Annotated in this window: 18 protein-coding genes and 3 pseudogenes; 12 read left to right on the forward strand and 9 right to left on the reverse strand. The window is 63.8% G+C overall.

Annotated features, from left to right (window positions below):
- A pseudogene (locus N177_RS09200) lies at positions 1–630 on the forward strand (IS630 family transposase); the annotation flags it as partial.
- 359 nt (positions 631–989) lie between these two features.
- Entirely contained in the window at positions 990–1,475 is a 486-nt protein-coding gene (locus N177_RS09205; RefSeq protein WP_023432035.1) for a hypothetical protein, read from the forward strand.
- A gap of 23 nt (positions 1,476–1,498) precedes the next feature.
- On the opposite strand, the gene hydA is transcribed toward N177_RS09205, so the two are convergent.
- Positions 1,499–2,899 carry a dihydropyrimidinase gene (hydA, locus tag N177_RS09210; protein WP_023432036.1) on the reverse strand — a complete coding sequence of 467 codons (1,401 nt, stop codon included), beginning with the start codon at positions 2,897–2,899 and terminating at the stop codon, positions 1,499–1,501.
- A gap of 140 nt (positions 2,900–3,039) precedes the next feature.
- On the opposite strand from hydA, the gene N177_RS09215 reads away from it, so the two are divergent.
- Both N177_RS09215 and N177_RS22015 read left to right on the forward strand, forming a co-directional pair.
- Positions 3,040–3,801: an SDR family NAD(P)-dependent oxidoreductase gene (locus N177_RS09215; RefSeq protein WP_023432037.1), complete on the forward strand. Its 762-nt coding sequence runs from the start codon at positions 3,040–3,042 to the stop codon at positions 3,799–3,801.
- Between the two features lie 693 nt (positions 3,802–4,494).
- Positions 4,495–4,611, forward strand: a pseudogene (locus N177_RS22015) (IS110 family transposase); the annotation flags it as partial.
- Positions 4,612–4,996: 385 nt separating this feature from the next.
- On the opposite strand, the gene N177_RS09225 reads toward N177_RS22015, so the two are convergent.
- The 4 genes and pseudogenes from N177_RS09225 to queF all read right to left on the reverse strand — a co-directional run bounded on the left by N177_RS09225 (position 4,997) and on the right by queF (position 7,660).
- Entirely contained in the window at positions 4,997–5,782 is a 786-nt protein-coding gene (locus N177_RS09225) for a sulfotransferase family protein (protein WP_040485503.1), read from the reverse strand.
- Positions 5,783–5,989: 207 nt separating this feature from the next.
- Positions 5,990–6,452 (reverse strand): annotated as a pseudogene (locus N177_RS22020) (IS5 family transposase); the annotation flags it as partial.
- Positions 6,453–6,623: 171 nt separating this feature from the next.
- Positions 6,624–7,187 (reverse strand): VUT family protein, encoded by a 564-nt coding sequence (locus N177_RS09235; RefSeq protein ID WP_023432042.1) that lies wholly within the window; start codon positions 7,185–7,187, stop codon positions 6,624–6,626.
- A gap of 5 nt (positions 7,188–7,192) precedes the next feature.
- On the reverse strand, positions 7,193–7,660 hold the full coding sequence (gene queF / locus N177_RS09240) for a preQ(1) synthase (protein ID WP_040485505.1): 468 nt from the start codon (positions 7,658–7,660) through the stop codon (positions 7,193–7,195).
- Between the two features lie 156 nt (positions 7,661–7,816).
- Here queF and N177_RS22375 point away from each other — a divergent pair, with 156 nt between their 5' ends.
- A complete protein-coding gene (locus N177_RS22375; protein ID WP_081718458.1) occupies positions 7,817–8,020 on the forward strand; it encodes an integrase core domain-containing protein in 204 nt (67 codons plus the stop codon).
- Positions 8,021–8,182: 162 nt separating this feature from the next.
- On the opposite strand, the gene N177_RS09245 is transcribed toward N177_RS22375, so the two are convergent.
- From N177_RS09245 to N177_RS09260, 4 genes are all read right to left on the reverse strand, one after another.
- Complete coding sequence (locus N177_RS09245; RefSeq protein WP_023432045.1) at positions 8,183–8,518, reverse strand: hypothetical protein; 336 nt, start codon at positions 8,516–8,518, stop codon at positions 8,183–8,185.
- Positions 8,519–8,677: 159 nt separating this feature from the next.
- Positions 8,678–9,256, reverse strand: coding sequence for a vWA domain-containing protein (locus N177_RS09250; protein ID WP_023432046.1), 579 nt, complete (start codon positions 9,254–9,256; stop codon positions 8,678–8,680).
- Positions 9,257–9,325: 69 nt separating this feature from the next.
- On the reverse strand, positions 9,326–9,658 hold the full coding sequence (locus N177_RS09255) for a hypothetical protein (RefSeq protein ID WP_023432047.1): 333 nt from the start codon (positions 9,656–9,658) through the stop codon (positions 9,326–9,328).
- Positions 9,659–9,676: 18 nt separating this feature from the next.
- Positions 9,677–10,490, reverse strand: a protein-coding gene (locus N177_RS09260; protein WP_152527883.1) for an IS5 family transposase whose coding sequence is annotated in 2 segments (ribosomal slippage) — positions 9,677–10,252 and positions 10,254–10,490 — 813 coding nt in all. Because the reading frame shifts where the segments join, the coding sequence is not laid out codon by codon here.
- 450 nt (positions 10,491–10,940) lie between these two features.
- Here N177_RS09260 and N177_RS09265 point away from each other — a divergent pair.
- From N177_RS09265 to N177_RS09295, 7 genes are all read left to right on the forward strand, one after another.
- On the forward strand, positions 10,941–11,384 hold the full coding sequence (locus tag N177_RS09265) for a sugar 3,4-ketoisomerase (RefSeq protein WP_244444259.1): 444 nt from the start codon (positions 10,941–10,943) through the stop codon (positions 11,382–11,384).
- A complete protein-coding gene (locus tag N177_RS09270; RefSeq protein ID WP_023432050.1) occupies positions 11,381–12,517 on the forward strand; it encodes a DegT/DnrJ/EryC1/StrS family aminotransferase in 1,137 nt (378 codons plus the stop codon). Before N177_RS09265 ends, N177_RS09270 begins: the two co-directional genes overlap by 4 nt.
- Before the next feature lie 31 nt (positions 12,518–12,548).
- The gene (locus tag N177_RS09275) at positions 12,549–13,802 is read left to right on the forward strand and encodes a pyridoxal phosphate-dependent aminotransferase (protein ID WP_210163430.1); all 1,254 of its coding nucleotides are present in this window, start codon (positions 12,549–12,551) and stop codon (positions 13,800–13,802) included.
- A gap of 5 nt (positions 13,803–13,807) precedes the next feature.
- A complete protein-coding gene (locus tag N177_RS20575; protein WP_023432052.1) occupies positions 13,808–14,443 on the forward strand; it encodes a class I SAM-dependent methyltransferase in 636 nt (211 codons plus the stop codon).
- A 12-nt stretch (positions 14,444–14,455) separates the two neighbouring features.
- Positions 14,456–15,727 carry an ATP-grasp domain-containing protein gene (locus N177_RS09285; protein WP_023432053.1) on the forward strand — a complete coding sequence of 424 codons (1,272 nt, stop codon included), beginning with the start codon at positions 14,456–14,458 and terminating at the stop codon, positions 15,725–15,727.
- 1 nt (position 15,728) lies between these two features.
- Entirely contained in the window at positions 15,729–16,427 is a 699-nt protein-coding gene (locus N177_RS09290; protein ID WP_023432054.1) for an amidohydrolase family protein, read from the forward strand.
- Between the two features lie 183 nt (positions 16,428–16,610).
- Positions 16,611–17,393, forward strand: coding sequence for a sulfotransferase family 2 domain-containing protein (locus N177_RS09295; RefSeq protein WP_040485507.1), 783 nt, complete (start codon positions 16,611–16,613; stop codon positions 17,391–17,393).
- Positions 17,394–17,611 lie beyond the last annotated feature (218 nt).

Here is a 17,611-nt window from a genome sequence, read left to right on the forward strand (position 1 = left end):
CGACCGCCACAAGGTGACGCGCAAAAAAAGACGGCGCACGCTGCCGAGCAGGAGCGCCCGAAGCTCCTGAAGCGGCGGCAGGCCTGGTTCGAGGCCCAGCTCGACCTCGACCCGGAGCGCCTCGTCTTCATCGACGAGACCGCCGCCTCGACCAAGATGGCCCGCCGCTATGGCCGCGCTCCGAAAGGCGAGCGCTGCCGCGCCGCAGTGCCTCACGGGCACTGGAAGACCACGACCTTCACTGCCGGCCTCCGTCTCGGCGGCCTCACGGCGCCGATGCTGCTCGACGGCCCGATGGGCGGCCCTGCCTTCAAGGCATATGTGGAGCAGGTCCTCGCTCCGACGCTCAAGCCCGGCGACGTCGTCGTGATGGACAACCTGCCTGCCCACAAGGTCGCCGGCATCCGGGAGGCGATCGAGGCGGCAGGCGCGACCGTCCGCTACCTCCCGCCCTACAGCCCCGACTTCGACCCGATCGAGATGGCCTTCGCCAAGCTCAAGGCGCTGCTGAACGGTGCCGCCAAGCGGACCGTCACCGAACTCTGGGATGCCGTTGCCGAAGCCATCGACCGCTTCACCCCCACCGAGTGCCGCAACTACTTCGCGGCCGCCGGCTATGATGCGTTCTGATGGGAAAGTGCTTTAGCCTGCGCCGCGGGCAGGCTCTCGGAGAGGCGAAGGTGCCGGCGGGACCCCCGCTGTGTGGTGCCGCCGCCGCCGCCGCCGCGCTGCCGTCGCGCGCATGGCCGGTCTCACCTGGGTGGCGGGGGAGGTCTCGGAAGAATGTGCGCCTCCCGAGCGGATACCGGCCTTCAGGGGAAGGGCGGCGGGGACTGGCGCGGTGGCGCGAGGCGGCGAACCTCCCGGAGAGATCGGCTCGTCATCCGATCGGAGTTCAGAATCGGCGTTGCGGCAGGGGTGGTGCCGCGAGACTTTCCATCATGCGGGGCAGTCGGTCTCGCGAAATCGCCTGATATGCGGAGGATGAAGTGGACGATCTCACCAGAGTGCGGGAAGCCCTGTCGGATCTCGTCGACGCCGTGGACGGAGATAGGTGTACGCTGCGCGTCGACGACCCGAGCCGCGGGTGGTCGGTGCAGCTTCCCTGCCTGGAAATCCTGAGGAACGGTATCGCATCCTTGTCGCAGGAAGGGTCGATAAACCAGCGGGCGGCCGCGACCGTCGCTTGGCTCGACGAGCATCGGCAGGTTCTCGTTCAGCAGGATCTCGAGAATGCCGTTCCGGAAGCTCCGCCCGCCCTGGTGAAGGCGTACAAGGTGCGTGCGCAGATGCTGGGGCCGCTGGTCGACGAAGCCGGCTCGCTCGCAGGCTGGATCTCGGTCCATTTCCTCGATAAGCGGCCGGATCTGAACGATCGCCATGCGCGGCGCATGGTCGACACGATCATCGCCGTTCGGCCCCTGATCGGTCTGACAGGCGATCACGGTGTGGTGCCGCGCGCCCAGGACAGCTAGGGGCTTCCCGCACTCGAAGCGGGTCACCCGCCGAGCCGGCCGGGGTGGCGTCGCAGATAGCGTCCATGACCACTGGGGCCCACGATCTCCCCCTCCAGCGCCACCGTGACGCCGCGCACCATGGTGCGCACCGGCCACCCTTCGACCTCCAGCCCCTCATAGGGCGTATAGTCGGCACCATGGTGCAGGCGGCTCTGGCTGATCCTGCAGCGTCGCTCCGGGTCCCACAGCGTGATGTCCGCGTCCGATCCCACCGCCAGCGTGCCCTTGCGAGGATAGAGCCCGTAGAGCCTGGCATGGTTCGTTGCCGTGAGGGCCACGAAGCGGTTGACGCTGATCCGACCCTTGCGAACACCTTCAGAGAACAGGATCGGGAGGCGCGTCTCGACGCCCGGAATGCCGTTCGGTATCCATCGAAAGCTCTGCCTGCCCTTGGGATGTTGCTTGCCCGCGGTGTCCTCCCACCGGAATGGGCAATGGTCCGACGAGAAGACGTCGAAGATCCCCGTCTCCAGCCCCTCCCAGCAGGCGGCCTGGCTGGCCCGGTCCCGGGGCGGCGGCGAGCAGACGAACCGCGCGCCCTCCATCCCCTCCAGATCGAGGTCTTCTGCCGTCAGCATCAGATATTGCGGGCAGGTCTCGCCGAAGACCTTCAGCCCTCGCCGTCGGGCGCGGTCGATCTCCTCCATCGCCTCCCGGTTCGAGACGTGAACGACCATGAGCGGCACTCCGGCGATCTCGGCCAGCGAGATCGCCCGGTGTGTCGCTTCCCGCTCGACCGGTACCGGGCGGGTCGCGGCATGATACTTGGGGGCCGTCTCCCCATGACGCTCCGCCTTGTCCCAGAGGAAGCGGATGGCGTCCTCGTTCTCGGCATGGACCATGACGAGCGCACCCGTCTCGCGCGCGACGTCCATCGTGTCGAGGATCTGCCGGTCGCTCAACGCAAGGCCCTCGTACGTCATGAAGAGCTTCAGCGACGTGTATCCCTCGGCAACGAGGGCAGGCAGCTCCTGGCCGAGCACATGCGGTGTGGGATCCGCGAGGATCAGGTGGAAGCCGACATCGACATGGCACTGGCCGGCTGCCAGCGCATGATAGTCGTCGAGAGCCTCCCTCAACCGCTGACCGCGCTGCTGGAGGCAGAACGGCAGGATGGTGGTGTTGCCGCCGCAAGCGGCGGAGCGCGTGCCGCTTGCGAAGTCGTCCGCCATGACGACGCCGTCGCCGGAAGGCTGCGCGATGTGCACGTGGCTGTCGATGCCGCCTGGAAGGGCGAGAAGGCCATCGGCTTCGATCACCTCGGCCGCGTCCCGCAGATCGCGACCCAGGGCGGCAATGCGGCCTTGGGCGATCCCGATATCGGCCTGGAACGTGTCCGCTGCGGTGACCACCGTGGCACCCTTCACTATGGTCTCGTACATCGCTCTTCCTCGCCGCGGGATCCAGGCGGCCTCATCCTCCTCCGCAGGAGGATGGAGGGGTCGCGTTGACAGCATTGGGGTAGGTAAGAATATACTGAACACCCTCGTTCGGCCAGTCATCCCGGAATGCTGAGGCTATCATGCTTGATGGTAGGGTCGCTCTCGTAACCGGCGGTGGCCAAGGGCTCGGCGAGGCTTTCGCGAGGGAGCTGGCAGCGCAGGGCTGCCGCATCATCGTCGCCGACATCAACGCGAAGACGGCCGGGAGCGTCGCGGATTCGATCCGAGCCGGCGGAAGCGAGGCCATCGCCATTCAAGTCGACATCTCCCGCGTCGACATGATCGAGGCGATGGCGAAGATCTCGATCGAGCATTTCGGCGCCGTGGATATCCTCGTCAACAGCGCGGGGATATTCGATGTCGTGTCCATCGACGACACGACGGAGGAGATCTGGGACCGCGGCCTCGACATCAATCTGAAGGGCCTGTTCTTCTGCATCAGGGCGCTGGCTCCCCTGATGCGTGAGCGGCGATACGGCAAGATCATCAACATGACGTCGATCGCCGGCCTCGGAGGGTTCCTCAACTGCCCTGCCTATTGCGCCTCCAAGGGCGGGATCGTGAACCTGACCAAGGCGGTGGCCTGCGAGCTGGCGCCCTACGGCATCACCGTCAACGCCGTCGCGCCGGGGCCTGTCGAGACGCCCATCAACAACGTGTTCGAGTTCGACAACCCGAAGGGAGACGCCCACCGCGCCTTCTTGCGCGAGCGCACGCCCAGCAGGGTGGACTTCTACAAGCCCGCCGACATCGTCGGCACGGTGATTTACCTCGCGTCTCCGGCCTCGGACGCGGTCACCGGCGTGACCATCCCCGTCGATGGCGGCTGGTGCGCATGGTGATGTCTCCTGCCCCCGGCACGGCGCTGGTGAGGCCCCGCGGAGCCCATGTCAGCAGCTCGCTATGATCCTGCTCCAGGGGGAGCTCGTTCCTCTCCCCGTTGGGGTGGCGAAAGTCGCCGTCGCAGCAGTCACGGGTGTCTTGGTCGCGCAGGTGACCCTCGGCCTTGTCGTGCCCGCTATCCTGGCTCTCATCGCCATCGCCCTGCGCGGCATCGCCTTCTGCAGGAAGGCTCGCCTCGCCCTGGCGGGTGGGCTTTCTCGAGCCCGCGGAAAAGGCCACGGCGGCCCCTCGCAACCACATCGACGAACCTCGCGACCCTCGAGCGTTCAGCAGGGTCGGGAAGGGCCGAAGAGGCCGGCGAAGGGGCGACAGGGAGACCGGGAGGGTGCCCGCCGATGAGCACGGTCATTCGTGATCGTGCGCCCACCGAGGCTGGGGGACTGCCTTCGACGCCGAGAGGCGAGCGATGGCGGGGCCGCTCGCCGCCTGCGACCTGGTGCCGGAGATCCATTCGCCCGGTAGACGCGTGGTGAGTTGATCGAAGCGGGGTGGTCCAGCCGTTGTCCGCCAGATCGGCCGGTGCCCGAAATCCGCCCTCCTCCGGGACGAAGCTCGGTGCCGGGCGCAGGCCGGCGGCGTCAGGGGGCCAGATTTGCGGCTTCAACCCCAATATGAAGGCCTCCTACGACCGCCTCGTCGCACGCGGAAAACCGGCAAAGCCAGCCATCACCGCCGTGATGCGCAAGCTCCTCGTCCTCGCCAACGCCCTGCTCAGGGCAAACCGGCACTGGTCACCGGAAATCGCTTGATCAACACGGATACTCAAGGGTCATCCGGCAAGTGAGATTAGAGCTCCTCGCTCTTCCTTCGCGCGAAACCGCGAAGCGCTCGCTCACCTTACGCCACAGGATGTGACCGAGATCGAGGGCGAGATCCCCCGGCCCTCAAGGAGCTGTCCGATGACGAGTGAGCCAGTCGCAGCTGTTCGGAAGACGAGGCCGAGCGAGATCTGGACGCCGCCGAAGCGTCGACCAAGCTGACCGGCGACATCCTTGACATCTGATCCTCGGTACAGGTCGCCGACGCACGAAGGAGCCTGATTGAGCCCCTTCGCGCGTTGCACCCGCTACCGCCCTTGGCTTGCTTGTACTGAGCCCGGTGGCCGGAATGTGCTCCGCCGTTGATAGAACTCGTTCAGGCAGCCAAGGCGCGCACCTTGTCTGCCACATCCCCGCAAAGCTCTAACACGAGAGCTTGTTTCTCCTTGTCGAGAACCTCCTGGTAGCGACCCACGGATGCCGGCGAGAGCTCGCCACCGTAGAGGGGAGTGATGTAGGCGCCCCCGCCGCTTTTCCCCATCTGATGTATCTTGCTCTCCCAGAGCTTGCCCGGATCGATGTCCGTGAGTCCGAAGCGATGCAGCGGCGAGAGGTCCTTCGCGACCATCTGCTCGTACTGAATCACGCACAGCCGCTCCCCGAGCTGCCCCTCTATGAGGCTCTCGAAATCGCGCCGGTATTCCTCGCACTGGTCGCGGACAATTTTGTCTACGTTGATCGGCTTGCCCGCGTTCTGCTTGCGCTCCACGTCGAGCCGAGAAGCGACGACGTCGCGCGGGTCGCGAACGGAGACAATAAACCGGGCTCCCGGAATCATCTCACCGAGGAGTGGAAACCCGCCGGTCAAAGCTGGGCTCTTCAGCGCCAATATTTCCGGCCGACCCAGCCAATCCCATGTTCTTTCAAGTTCATTCCGTAGTATGACCGAGTGACTCTGTTTCATATGCTCCCGGTCGCGGAAATAGAACTTGCTATGGTGGTCAAAGAACTTCTCGCCCTGAACATACGCCCGATACAGGAACATAAAGTAACTGCACTCATTCAGAAAGTCGTTCGTCCGAGGCGAGGTGCATGTAAGGGCATGTAGGACCGTCGTTCCGCTACGCTGACAACCGCCGACGAAAATGGGCTCGAAGTTCATGCTCGGACCGTCTCCTCTTGAATGCGGGCAACTCTAGCTGCGCATCCTGGCATCCGCAACATGAGCGGCGAGGCGCGGCTCCCCAGTCGCGGGATGCCGTAGATGCCATTAACGCAGCGTAAGACTCCGGCGGGCGCGGCACTCATCCTACAGCCTAAGAGTCGGTCTCGAAACTCATGATGCCCGGGCCAGCCTTCGTGCGAGGAGTATGACGGAGGCGGCGGTATCGACCATGGCGTGCCGTTTGCGGCCCTTGATCTTCTTGCCGGCGTCGTGGCCGCGAGGGCCGCCGGCCTCCGTCGTCTTGACGCTCTGACTGTCGATCACCGCCGCGGAGGGGCTCGCTTCACGGCCGGTTCGCTCGCGGTCGCGCATCATGAGGTGGTGGTTCATCGTCGCGAAGACACCGTCGTCGCGCAGCCGCATGAACCATGCGATAGACCGTGCTCGCCGGCGGGAAACAGTCCGGCACCATGTGCCAGGGGCACCCCGAGCGCAGCACGTAGAAGATGGCATCGACGATCTCGCGCATCGGCCAGCGGCGCGGCCGCCCGGTGCGGCTCGGCGGCGGAAGGAACGGCTCGACGATCGCCCATTCCGCGTCGGTCAGGTCACTTCCGTGGCGAAGGCGTCTGCGATTATGGTGCCGCCGGGCGGTCGGGGTCCACATGACGTTCTCCAAGCTGGCTTCGACAACCGCTTTGGAATCACATTCGCGGGCCCCGGCTATCCACCTCCCGCGCCAGTTTCGAGACGGCCTCTCAGGCCTTTGCCGGCTCGACGACAAGAATGCTTTTGTGGACTTGAACGAAATCCAGATCTCGATGGAAACAGCGTTCGCTCATGCCGGCACCACCCCAAGACGTCGGTCGCGCAATCGAAGGATGTGGACGAAGGGCAAGGCTGCAACGAGAGCCCATGCCTTTCCGATTACCTGCCCCCACAGGAACTCCATGCTGCCGAAGGCCAGCCAGAGAAACAGCATGCTGTCGATCAGGATGCCGACCACGCCGCTCGCAGCCACCGCCAGAACGAGGCCACGCCGCTGGAGCGGAGTGAAGACGGCAAGGTCGGCAGTCTCCGACAGCACGAAGGCCGCCACGGAAGCCAACACGAGCGCAGGCGCAGCCAGCAGCCCGGAGAGGAGTGCACCGACTGCAATGGCCGCGAACGCCCAATTCACGCCCAGCCGGCGCTGCACCAGATCTCTCAGGACCAGCGCGGCGCCGATCGCGAGAACACCACTTGGCGCCGAGATCCCGGGCCAGACCGCGAGCACACAGGGGCCGTCGGGCGCGCAGAACGTGCCGACGTTTTCGATTAGCCAGTTCGCCAGCGGAATGCAGGCGGCGAAGAGTGCAAGATAGGCGAAGCCCTCGGCCCGCCGTACGGTCAGTCTATCCACTTTCGTCAACCCCGCCCGCGATAGGGCGGCACGCCCTGATCGGGTATCCAGACATCCCCCGGAGCGCGGCCGGTCTGAAAGAAGACGTCGATCGGAATGCCCCCGCGCGGATACCAGTAGCCGCCGACGCGCAGCCATTGCGGCGCCAGAAGCTCGGCAAGTCGGCGTCCGATCGACACGGTGCAGTCCTCGTGAAAAGCGCCGTGGTTGCGGAAGGACATCAGATAAAGCTTCAAAGACTTGCTTTCGACGAGCCAGTCGCCCGGAACGTAGTCGATTACGAGATGGGCGAAGTCCGGCTGTCCCGTGATCGGGCAGAGGGACGTGAACTCCGGGGCCGTGAACCGCACGGCGTACCGCGTCCCCGCTTGCGGGTTCGGGACGCGCTCGAGTACCGCTCCCTCGGGGTTCGCCGGAATGGCCGTCTTTTCCCCCAGCTGGGCAAGGCCAGAATAGATGTCGTCTTGAGACAATCTGGAGTGCCTTCTCCAAGGCCTCCGGTGAGCCTGCCGCGCCGAACGCGGTGATCCTGCTGTCCTTGTTTTGACCGGGTAGGCTGCGACCGGAGGCTGTTACGCCTAATTGCGCCTCCTACACTGCCGCGGCTCGCGGGTGAAGTCCCCTGGGCGATGAGGTTCAGGAAATCACCGGCCACGCCGGGCGACCGGCTGGGAACGCGGCAAGAAGTGCCGCGAGAAGAACGTCGACACTACAACACCGTGCGCCCGCACTCGGCGCTCGGCTACAGGTCACCAAGGGAGTTCCTGGCGATCACCGCGCCGGCCATGCCTGCGTTCCACCAATCGGAGGATTCCAGCTGCATGCGGCCCTGATCCAGGGGCAAGGTCAGAGGGACGAGAGGCCGCTGCATGTGGGCCTGCACTTCCGTGGTCGGCGGGCGCTGGGCCGAGAACCGAAAGCACCGGCTGCCGATGGCAGCCGGTGCAACGTCTCAGCGGTCCCCTTGTGCTGGTCCCGCTATACTCCGAGTAGGATCAGCCGAGCTGCTGCTGTACCGCCTGGTTGACCGCGTCGCTCGTGTTCTCGGCCTCGCACGACTTGGTGCCCTGGTCGTTGCTGCTGGCGATGGCGTTGACGTCGAGGTTGCAGACGTTCGCGGCGGCGTTGACCGGCACCTGCACCGAATTGATGTCGGCAAGGTCCTCAACGTTGACGTCGATCTCCTCGGCGATCTCAGCCTTGATGTTGCTGATATCTACCACGACGAGACCCTTTCCTCCGCCCGCGTCGATGTTGGTGTTCTGCGCGAAGGCAGGAGCGGTGGACGCAAGAGCGAGCGCCAGGGCGGTGGAGATGGCTACGTTCTTCATTGTTCAAGTCCTTCCGGTTGAGTGGCCCCCGGTGCACCACAACGAGCCAATCCGCACTCTGTTCCGAAAGGCCGCGGCATCCTCCAGTGACCCTCTGACCTTCTCCGGGGTTAGGGCCGCAGAAGGCTGGAATCCAACTCCAACTGCAATCTGCCGCTCCTAGCGCGCGATGCGGCGGTCGAGGAACGATGCCGCCATCTGGTTGAAGGCATCCTCGAGCGCCCGTTCGTTTCCAGCGTCGAAGTAGTGCCCCGCGCTCGTCGCGCGACCCTGGAGGATCCCCTTGATCCCGGGATCCGTCACGTCGAACGCAACGGTGAACACCTCGATGTCCGCCGCCTTCACGTTGTTGCAGATCTCGGTGACATAGCCGTTCGAAGCCGACACGTCGTTGTTCGCCGAGTGATAGGGAAAGTTCGGCTTGAGCGTGTTTGCGCCGTCGGTCAGCAGCACGATGATCTTGCGGGGGTTCTGGTTCTTGACGTCATATGGCTTGCCTTCCGCGAAGGGCGCGCCCAGCGAGAGCATGCGCCACCCCCAGATCAGGCCGCCGGGAATGTAGGTGTTGCCGATCGCCTTCATCTTCGTGATGGCGGTCCTGATCGTGGACGTGTCGGCTGTCAGCGGCAGGATTTCGGCCGCACAAGTTTCGTTGAGGAGGCCCGGGATCCGGCGGTCATGGTTGCGGTCCTCGACGTTCAGCGGGTAGGTCCGCGACCCGACACATCGCCTCCACACGTAGTTGGAGGTCCGGTACTCGCAGACCTCGTAGGGCTCGCCGTAGACGATGTCGCATTCCTGCCGCTGTCAGCTGTAGGGAACGCCGTCGTTGTAGCAGGCCTTCGTCACCGTCCTGCAGTTGCTTCGGGAGATGACGTCTCGCTTGTTCGAGCAGACATGTTTCGTGTTGCTATAGTCGGCCGGCACGTCGATGCACGGCTCGTTGCGCCGCGAAAGACCGACATTCACGTAGGTCGACTTCACCTCGCTCACGATCTTCCCCGACACCTTTTCCAAGGTGTCGAGCTTGCTGCCTTCCATCGAGCCGGTGTTGTCGAGAACGAAGGCCACTTCGAGCGAGCCACGCACGCCACGCACGACCTCGGAGACTACGGACACGTCCATCTGCCTGATGCCCATGAGAGTCGGTCTCGAAACTCATGATGCCCGGGCCAGCCTTCGTGCGAGGAGCATGACGGAGGCGGCGTGGAGGAAGGCTTCTGCCGAGGCGATCGACGCCTCGAAATCCTTCGCGAGCCGGCGGTTGCGGTTGAGCCAGGCGAACAGGCGTTCGACCACCCAGCGCCGCGGATGCACGGCGAAGCCGACCTGCTCGGGATGCTTGCGCACGATCTCGATGGTGATGGAGGTCGCGTCCGCGACGCGGTCGCCGCCGTAGGCGCTGTCGGCAAAGGCACGCTCGACGAACGGAAAGGACCTCCGCGAGGCCTTCAGCAGAGGCACCGCGCCATCGCGGTCCTGGGTCGCGGCTGTGTGGGCCTGCAGCACGAGCGGGCGCCCATCGGTATCGACCATGGCGTGCCGTTTGCGGCCCTTGATCTTCTTGCCGGCGTCGTGGCCGCGAGGGCCGCCGGCCTCCGTCGTCTTGACGCTCTGACTGTCGATCACCGCCGCGGAGGGGCTCGCTTCACGGCCGGTTCGCTCGCGGTCGCGCATCATGAGGTGGTGGTTCATCGTCGCGAAGACGCCGTCGTCGCGCAGCCGCATGAACCATGCGATAGACCGTGCTCGCCGGCGGGAAACAGTCCGGCACCATGTGCCAGGGGCACCCCGAGCGCAGCACGTAGAAGATGGCATCGACGATCTCGCGCATCGGCCAGCGGCGCGGCCGCCCGGTGCGGCTCGGCGGCGGAAGGAACGGCTCGACGCTCGCCCATTCCGCGTCGGTCAGGTCACTTCCGTGGCGAAGGCGTCTGCGATTATGGTGCCGCCGGGCGGTCGGGGTCCACATGACGTTCTCCAAGCTGGCTTCGACAACCGCTTTGGAATCACATTCGGGCCCCGGCTATCCACCTCCCGCGCCGGTTTCGAGACGGCCTCTCAGGCCAATCGGTCTCCGGAAAACCCGGCGCGGTTCAGAGCGGCCTGACGCGAGACTTCTTCAACAGCCTGCTCGGTCGCTTCACCATGTCCGGTCCATCCAACACGACGGAACGACATCGTCCCAACCACGACCCTGGTCCCAAACTCGAGGTCCATTTCAGACATGCGGTTCCCCGCATTTCCCCCTTGAGCTTGGTCGGGGAGCTTCTGGCAGGCTACGACCCCCACCTTGTACGCGGCATTCGTTCCCCGTCACCCAGCGTCGGCGATGGCTCGAGGATGCCGCAGCGAAATACGGATCTTGTGGGGCCCTAACACGTAGTGGTACAGACACTCGAACCCACGAGGCCGCAAGCGGGTGGAGACAGTGAACCTAACAGGTCGCCTTGCCCGCAACTGGAGGGTGGTCCAGTTCCGCAAAATCGAGGATCATCGGGGCAACTTGACGCCGATCGAAGGTGGGATCGACGTGGAGTTCGATATCGATCGCGTCTATTACATCTACGACGTCCCCAGCGGATCGGAGCGGGCAGGTCATGCCCACATGTCTCTCCAGCAAGTCTACATTGCGATCGCCGGCAGTTTTGACGTCCTCTTGGATAACGGCGCACAAACGGAGACGTTCACGCTGAACCGCCCGAACACCGGCCTCTGGATTGGCCCCGGCGTGTGGCGCGATATCAACAACTTCTCATCCGGCGCTGTGTGTCTGGTTCTCGCATCCGCAAAGTATGACGAAGCCGACTATCTTCGCACATATGGCGATTTTTGCGAATACATCAGAGGCAACAGCAGGTCATGAGCAACACGGTCGTCACGGCGCGAAGCGTCCCATTCTTCTCGCTCGAGGCGCTCCACAGAGAACGCCGCTCGGACATGGAGCGCTCCTTTTCCCGCGTCCTCGATAGCTCCAGCTTTGTCATGGGGCGTGAGCTTGCGTCGTTCGAGGAGGCCTTCGCCTCATATTGCGGCACCTCGGAAGCGATTGGCGTCGCAAGTGGTCTTGACGCCCTGGTGCTCATCCTGCAAGGGCTTGGCCTCGGCCCTAGTGACGAGGTCATTGTACCCGCTCATACGTTCATTGCGACGTGGCTCGCCGTCGATCACGCCGGCGCCAAGCTCGTGCCGGTCGAAGTGGACCCGGCGACCTACACGATCGATCCCGAGCGAGTGCGCACGGCAATCACACCCCGCACCCGCGCGATCATAGCCGTGCACCTCTACGGCCGCATGGCAGACATGGACGCCCTGAATGAGATCGCCCGCCCCGCGGGCATAGCCGTCGTCGAAGATGCGGCGCAAGCGCATGGAGCGCGTCTCGTGGGTCGCCGCAGCGGATCCCTCGGCACGGCAGCGGCGTTCAGTTTCTACCCCACGAAGAACCTTGGCGCTCTGGGCGATGGCGGTGCCGTCACCACGAACGATCCGAAGCTCGCAGCCCGCATCAGAATGCTGCGCAACTACGGCTCGACCGTGAAGTATCTCCACGAGATGATCGGCTCGAATTCGCGCCTCGATGAGTTGCAGGCTGCCCTCCTGAAGATCAAGCTCGAAGATCTTGACGTGAAGAACGAACGGCGGCGCGCCATCGCGGCGCGCTACAATGAGGCTCTGCAGGGGATGCCCGGTCTTGTCCTGCCGCAGCCGGCGGGCGAGGATCACGTTTGGCATCTCTACGTGATCCGATCCCCGAACCGTGATGCCCTCCAGGAAGCTCTCCGGAGCCGCGGCGTCACGTCGCTCATCCACTATCCGATCGCCTGCCATCGTCAGACCGCATATGTTGACCAAGCATTCGCGCAGGATCTGTCTCTCTCCGAGAGACTAGCCAGCGAAGTGCTGAGCCTTCCGCTGTGGCCGGAGATGTCCGACGAGGAAGTTGACACCGTGACCGAGGCGCTGAGGGAGGCAGTTCTCGAAACTGCTCAGGCCTGACCCTGGAAACCGCCTAGCTAACGAGTGAATGATGAGCGTGCCGCAACACTCCCACAAGAACTGGCCAGAACTCCAACTCAGCCACCGCGTCCGCTCGATCGAGGAGGCGCTCTCGATCTACATCAACCAACTCGTCTACGACATGAAGCGGCAGGGTGAAACCGTCACAACATTGTCCCTCGGCGAGGCGTTTTTCGACCTCCCCCTGTTCGACTTCAGCAAGCTCGACAAGGAGAAGGGCTTTCACTACTCCTCCTCGCGGGGAGCACCCGAGCTTCGCGAGAAGATCGCCCGCTTCTACAACGACAGATACGGGTCTTCCGTTGATGCTGACACGAACCTGCTCGTCACGGCGGGATCGAAGCCTGCAATATTCATGGCACTGCAGGCAATCCTCGACCCCGGCGACGAGGTCTTGATTCCTGAACCGGCCTGGCTCAGCTACCAGGAGCACGTACGCCTGCTCGATGCGGAACCTCGCTTCATCCGCTATGACGCGCCCATCGACAGCTTTCATGAGCACTTCACGAGCCGCACGAGGATTCTCGTCCTCAATAACCCCAACAACCCGTCCGGGCGGATCTACACGCACGACGAATTGAGGCAGATCTACGAAACTTGTCGAGAACGGGGTGCCTACCTTCTCGTCGACGAGGCCTACAGCGATTTCGTTCAGGAACAAGCGGATTTCTCGTCGATTGCCTCGGTGGTCCCCGACCTCGACGGCGTGATTGTCGTGAACTCTCTCTCGAAGAACCTCGGCATGTCGGGCTTCCGGATCGGCTACACAATCGCCGACCCTAGCTTCACGAGCGTCATACTGAAGCTGAACCAGCACCTTATCACTTGCGCTCCGTCGATGCTTGTCCATTACGTCGCGTCGTACTTCGATGACATCATCGAGGTGACGATGCCCCAGATCCGAAAGCTCGTGGAGAAGCGGAACCGCGTCGCCGCGATGATGGACAGCATCGGGCTCGACTACCTGCCGGGCGGCGGCACGTTCTACTTCTTCGTCTCTCTGGGTGACTCGCCCAACGACGGGTTCGATCTGGCGATCCAGCTCCTCCTGAGGGAGAGGATCGCCGTCGTTCCTGGCGCTGCATATGGCGCGAGCACCGAACGCTTCCTGCGCGTTTCCGTGGGCACCGAGAGCGAGGAGCAGATCGAGCACGCGCTTCGCCGCATCCGCGCCGCGCTCATTGAGCCGAAGTACGACTCCACAGAACTTTCGCGACAACTCGCGGTCAAGGGCCTGCCTCTCTTTCAGAGGCGTGGGAGCTGACCGAGATGGCTCAGGCGACGAACAAGGAGCTTCTGCGCTTCTACCAAGCCCGCATATCGCAGTATGGCTTCGGCTACGAGGCGATGTGGGGCGACACGGCCCGCTGGAAATCGCAAGAGCGGTTCCGGCCGCTGACGCTGTTGCCGATCGAGGCCCGCGACGTGATCGTGGACATCGGATGCGGCACGGGTGACTTGGCGCCCTTCATGAAGGCGGCCGGAAAGGACATCACATATATCGGTGTCGAGGCGGTCCCCCAGTTCGCCTCCCGCGCACGGGAGGTGACGGGATGCGAGGTCGTCGAGCTCGACGCCTTTCGCCACATTGAAGCGCTCCCCGCGGCGGACTGGTACGTGACGTTTGGGACGCTCAACAAGTCCTGGAGCGTCGCCGATCTCGACGGTGAGGACGACCCGGCGCGGATACACGGCTTGCTCGAGCGTCTCTTCGCGAAGGCAAGGAAAGGCATTGCGGCCTCTTTTGTCACCGACGTTGTCGAGTACCGCAAGCCCGATGTCGCCAATATTGATCCGGCGGCCACTGCCGCCTGCCTGAAGCGAATGACGCCACACTTTGTGATCTACCACGGCTATTCGTTTTACGAGTTCTTCGCCGGCGCATGGCGGGGACAGCGCCGCTAGACGAGGGATCGGGTGAGCGAAAAGTGGATTGTGCTGCTTGGCGGCAACGAACTTAACGCCGGCTTCTGCAACATCGCCGCGACTTGGGGCGCGAAGCTCGCTGTCGTGGACTGGAACGAGACGCCGGCGATCCCCTGTGACCGACACATCCGGCTCGACATCAAGGCGGCAGACGAGGTCGCCAGGGTCGTGTCCGATCTGCCGGGCGAGATCCTGCTCGCGTACACATCGGCAGACGTGGCGGCAGAGACGGCGGCGCGCGTCAACGCCGCTGCCGGCCTGCGTCGCGCAAGTCCCGACGCGATCGCTCGATCCGGCAACAAGATCGAGATGAACGCCGCTTGGGCGAAAGCGGGACTGATCGGCAAGAAGTATCACGCCTGCGACACGGCCGCCGCCCTGGCAGCGTTCGCTCTAGAGTTATCGGCAAAGCTCATCGTAAAGCCGGCGACGTCGTCGAGTTCGCGCGGCATCACGGTAATCGAAAGGGGCGAGATCGCGGCCACGGACTGGAACACGGTTTTCGAGAGGGCGCGCGGAGGCCGCGATGCCCACCCGGTGGTTGCGGAAGAGTATATTGAGGGGACCGAGTTCACGGTGGAGATGATCGGCGACGACCTCGGCAACGTGGAGGCCTGGGGCGTTTCCAAGAAGTATCATACGGCGTACACTTACAAGAACCGTATCGCGGTGAAGCTCCACTACAATCCGCCGGACGTACCCGGTGACAAGCTGGAGCGGATCGCCGCCTTCGCCGCCGATTGCTACCGTGCCGTCGGGCTGAAAAGCTGCCTCGGTCACTTCGAGGTCCTCGAGGCCGACGATGGGCGGCTTGTGCCGGTCGAAATAGCCGCACGGTCGAGCGGGTTCATCGCGACGCATCTCGTCTCGGTTCTGTCATCGGAGCCGGGGGCGTATCTCGCACGGTATCGAGAAGCTCTGCTCGGCGGAGCACTGCCCGAGCGCCTGGTGCCTTCGGAACGGTCGTCGATGTACTTCTTCTACGATCCCCCACCGGGGATCTGGACGGAGAATGACGCGAATTTGGTGGGGGATCTGCCGGAGAGCATCCGTTCGCTTTCTCACGAGCGTCGACGTCTTCGGAAGGGAGCGAAGCTCGGCCACATCGACACCGACAACGAGCGCTATGGGTTCGAGATTCTTGTCGGCCCGCCGAGCGACTTGAGAATCGAGACGGTGCAGGCAGCCGAAGCGAGGCTCTACGCACGTGCCATGCGTGGCGAAGCTGCATCACTCACCCTCGACGACGGCGTGCGGTCATAAGATGCCGGCGGAGACGCTTCCAGACTTCCATGACGCGCACTCCCATGCTGTCGAGCACCAGCGCGGCGGCTTCCTGATCGCGCTAGAGGGCGAGCCTCGGCTCCCCTACATGCTCTCGAACCAGCAGGTGCTCGCGCAGGAGGACCGCTCGCGCCTCCTCTTCGGTGTGCCCTATGTAAGCCACCGCGGCAGCGACCGCAGTTTCGACTACCCTGTCGTCAAGTACCACGCCCGCCGCGAAGGGTATTCTCCTTCTTGGGTCTCGGTAGATTTGGAACGGCACCCTCGAAGGCTGGCTCTGATTGACACGCTGAACGCGATTGACTGGGCACCGGAGAGCTACCTGACGCTGGCTCGCGACCACCCGCAGACGCAGTTCCTGTTTTGCCACGCGGGCGGCTACGACATTCTCCAGTTCGTCAAGATGGCGCGTTTCATGCCGAACGTGTGGCTGGACTTTTCAGCCACGCAAGAGATCTTCGGGTGGGTGGATCGACAGAGCAATCTACGAGCAGTGACCGACGCGATCGATCACGCCTTGGCGGAGCCCCGGATTGCGCGCAAGCTCGTATTCGGCACTGACAATCCCGGATTTCGGCAAGCCGCGGCGGTCCGGGAGGCGGCACGGCGGCTGACCGCGCCACACGACTACCTCGTTGGCAACTTCGAGCGGCTCGTCGCCACTGTCGGGCTCGTTTAGCTTCCCAACCCTTGGCCGAAACGGTCCCCATTTCCGATAGAACGGTGGCGGCGTGGCTGACGCGCCCCGAGCCGTGCTTCGCTTGATTCATGGAAATGGTGACACTAAGGCACTAAGTCGGCCTCAGGCCCCAATACCGCAGCCCCCCAATATGAGCCCGCTCCAGCGTCAGAGGTAAGATTTTTGCCGCGCCCTACCGTACCATTCTCTCCCGAGGAGCGTCTTGTCTTCCAGCACATCCCTAAGACCGCCGGCACCTCGCTGCAGTCAGCCCTTTGCCAGATGTTTCAGCCGGAGGAGTTCCTCCACTTCAACAGCTGGGACGGCGCAACCGACGATCAGATCCGGCAGGCGCGCTTCATCTCCGGCCACATAACCTCGTCGGACATCGCCCGCGTGCCGGAGCCCAAGCGGGTCGTGACCATTCTGCGCGACCCGAAGGACCGCATCTTGTCATTGTACTATTTCTGGCGCTCGATGACGGACGACTATGTCGATCGGCTCGGAGAGCCCGGTCCTGTCTTGGCGAAGCAGCGCAGCCTCATTGAGTTCCTGCAGAGCGAAGAGCTCTTCATCCGATATCACGTGGACAACGCGCTGGTTCGCTCGTTCCTGACCGCGGACAGTTACCCTCTTCCTTCAACATACGGGAGCCTGCCGCCGGAGGAACTGGCCGAGCACGCGCTGAGGCAACTCCGCACCTATTTCTTCGTCGGCTTTCAGGAGAGATTCGACGAGGACTACGTCGCGATTCAATTAAGCCTCGGCCTCGCTCCCCAGCCGATGGCTCGGCACAACGTAATGGCGGACGTGACCGCGGAAGACGGTGACTTTGAGCCGGTGGACCGAGAGCTGATGACACCTGAGATCCAGAAGGCACTAGCACAGCTCACCTCAGCCGACACGATCTTCTATGAGGCCGCGCGCGCGGAAGGCGCCACGCTCAGGCCGAAGGCGGCCCGGTAGGGCGGCATGTGATCCGACGTTATGGCGATTCCTGGAGATCCGTGTTGATAAAGCCTGCTTTGGCGTCCAATGCCGGTTTGCTCGGAACAGGCGTTCGGCGAGGACTGACCTGATGAGGTGGACGGCCTCCGCTCCCGGCATCTCAGAGTCCGTTTGAGAAATTTGCTCAGTGGCTGATGCGGCGGAGCAGGAGACTGCCCATGGCGTCGTGCATCATG

This window comes from Lutibaculum baratangense AMV1 (assembly GCF_000496075.1).
In the GTDB taxonomy this organism is placed as follows: domain Bacteria; phylum Pseudomonadota; class Alphaproteobacteria; order Rhizobiales; family Tepidamorphaceae; genus Lutibaculum; species Lutibaculum baratangense.

Coding starts and splice junctions, on each gene's coding strand:
- hydA (WP_023432036.1), bottom strand. CDS start 2,899: ATGTACGAGACCATAGTGAAGGGTGCCACGGTGGTCACCGCAGCGGAC.
- N177_RS09215 (WP_023432037.1), top strand. CDS start 3,040: ATGCTTGATGGTAGGGTCGCTCTCGTAACCGGCGGTGGCCAAGGGCTC.
- N177_RS09225 (WP_040485503.1), bottom strand. CDS start 5,782: ATGAACTTCGAGCCCATTTTCGTCGGCGGTTGTCAGCGTAGCGGAACG.
- N177_RS22375 (WP_081718458.1), top strand. CDS start 7,817: ATGAGGTTCAGGAAATCACCGGCCACGCCGGGCGACCGGCTGGGAACG.
- N177_RS09245 (WP_023432045.1), bottom strand. CDS start 8,518: ATGAAGAACGTAGCCATCTCCACCGCCCTGGCGCTCGCTCTTGCGTCC.
- N177_RS09255 (WP_023432047.1), bottom strand. CDS start 9,658: ATGGGCATCAGGCAGATGGACGTGTCCGTAGTCTCCGAGGTCGTGCGT.
- N177_RS09270 (WP_023432050.1), top strand. CDS start 11,381: ATGAGCAACACGGTCGTCACGGCGCGAAGCGTCCCATTCTTCTCGCTC.
- N177_RS09275 (WP_210163430.1), top strand. CDS start 12,549: ATGAGCGTGCCGCAACACTCCCACAAGAACTGGCCAGAACTCCAACTC.
- N177_RS20575 (WP_023432052.1), top strand. CDS start 13,808: ATGGCTCAGGCGACGAACAAGGAGCTTCTGCGCTTCTACCAAGCCCGC.
- N177_RS09290 (WP_023432054.1), top strand. CDS start 15,729: ATGCCGGCGGAGACGCTTCCAGACTTCCATGACGCGCACTCCCATGCT.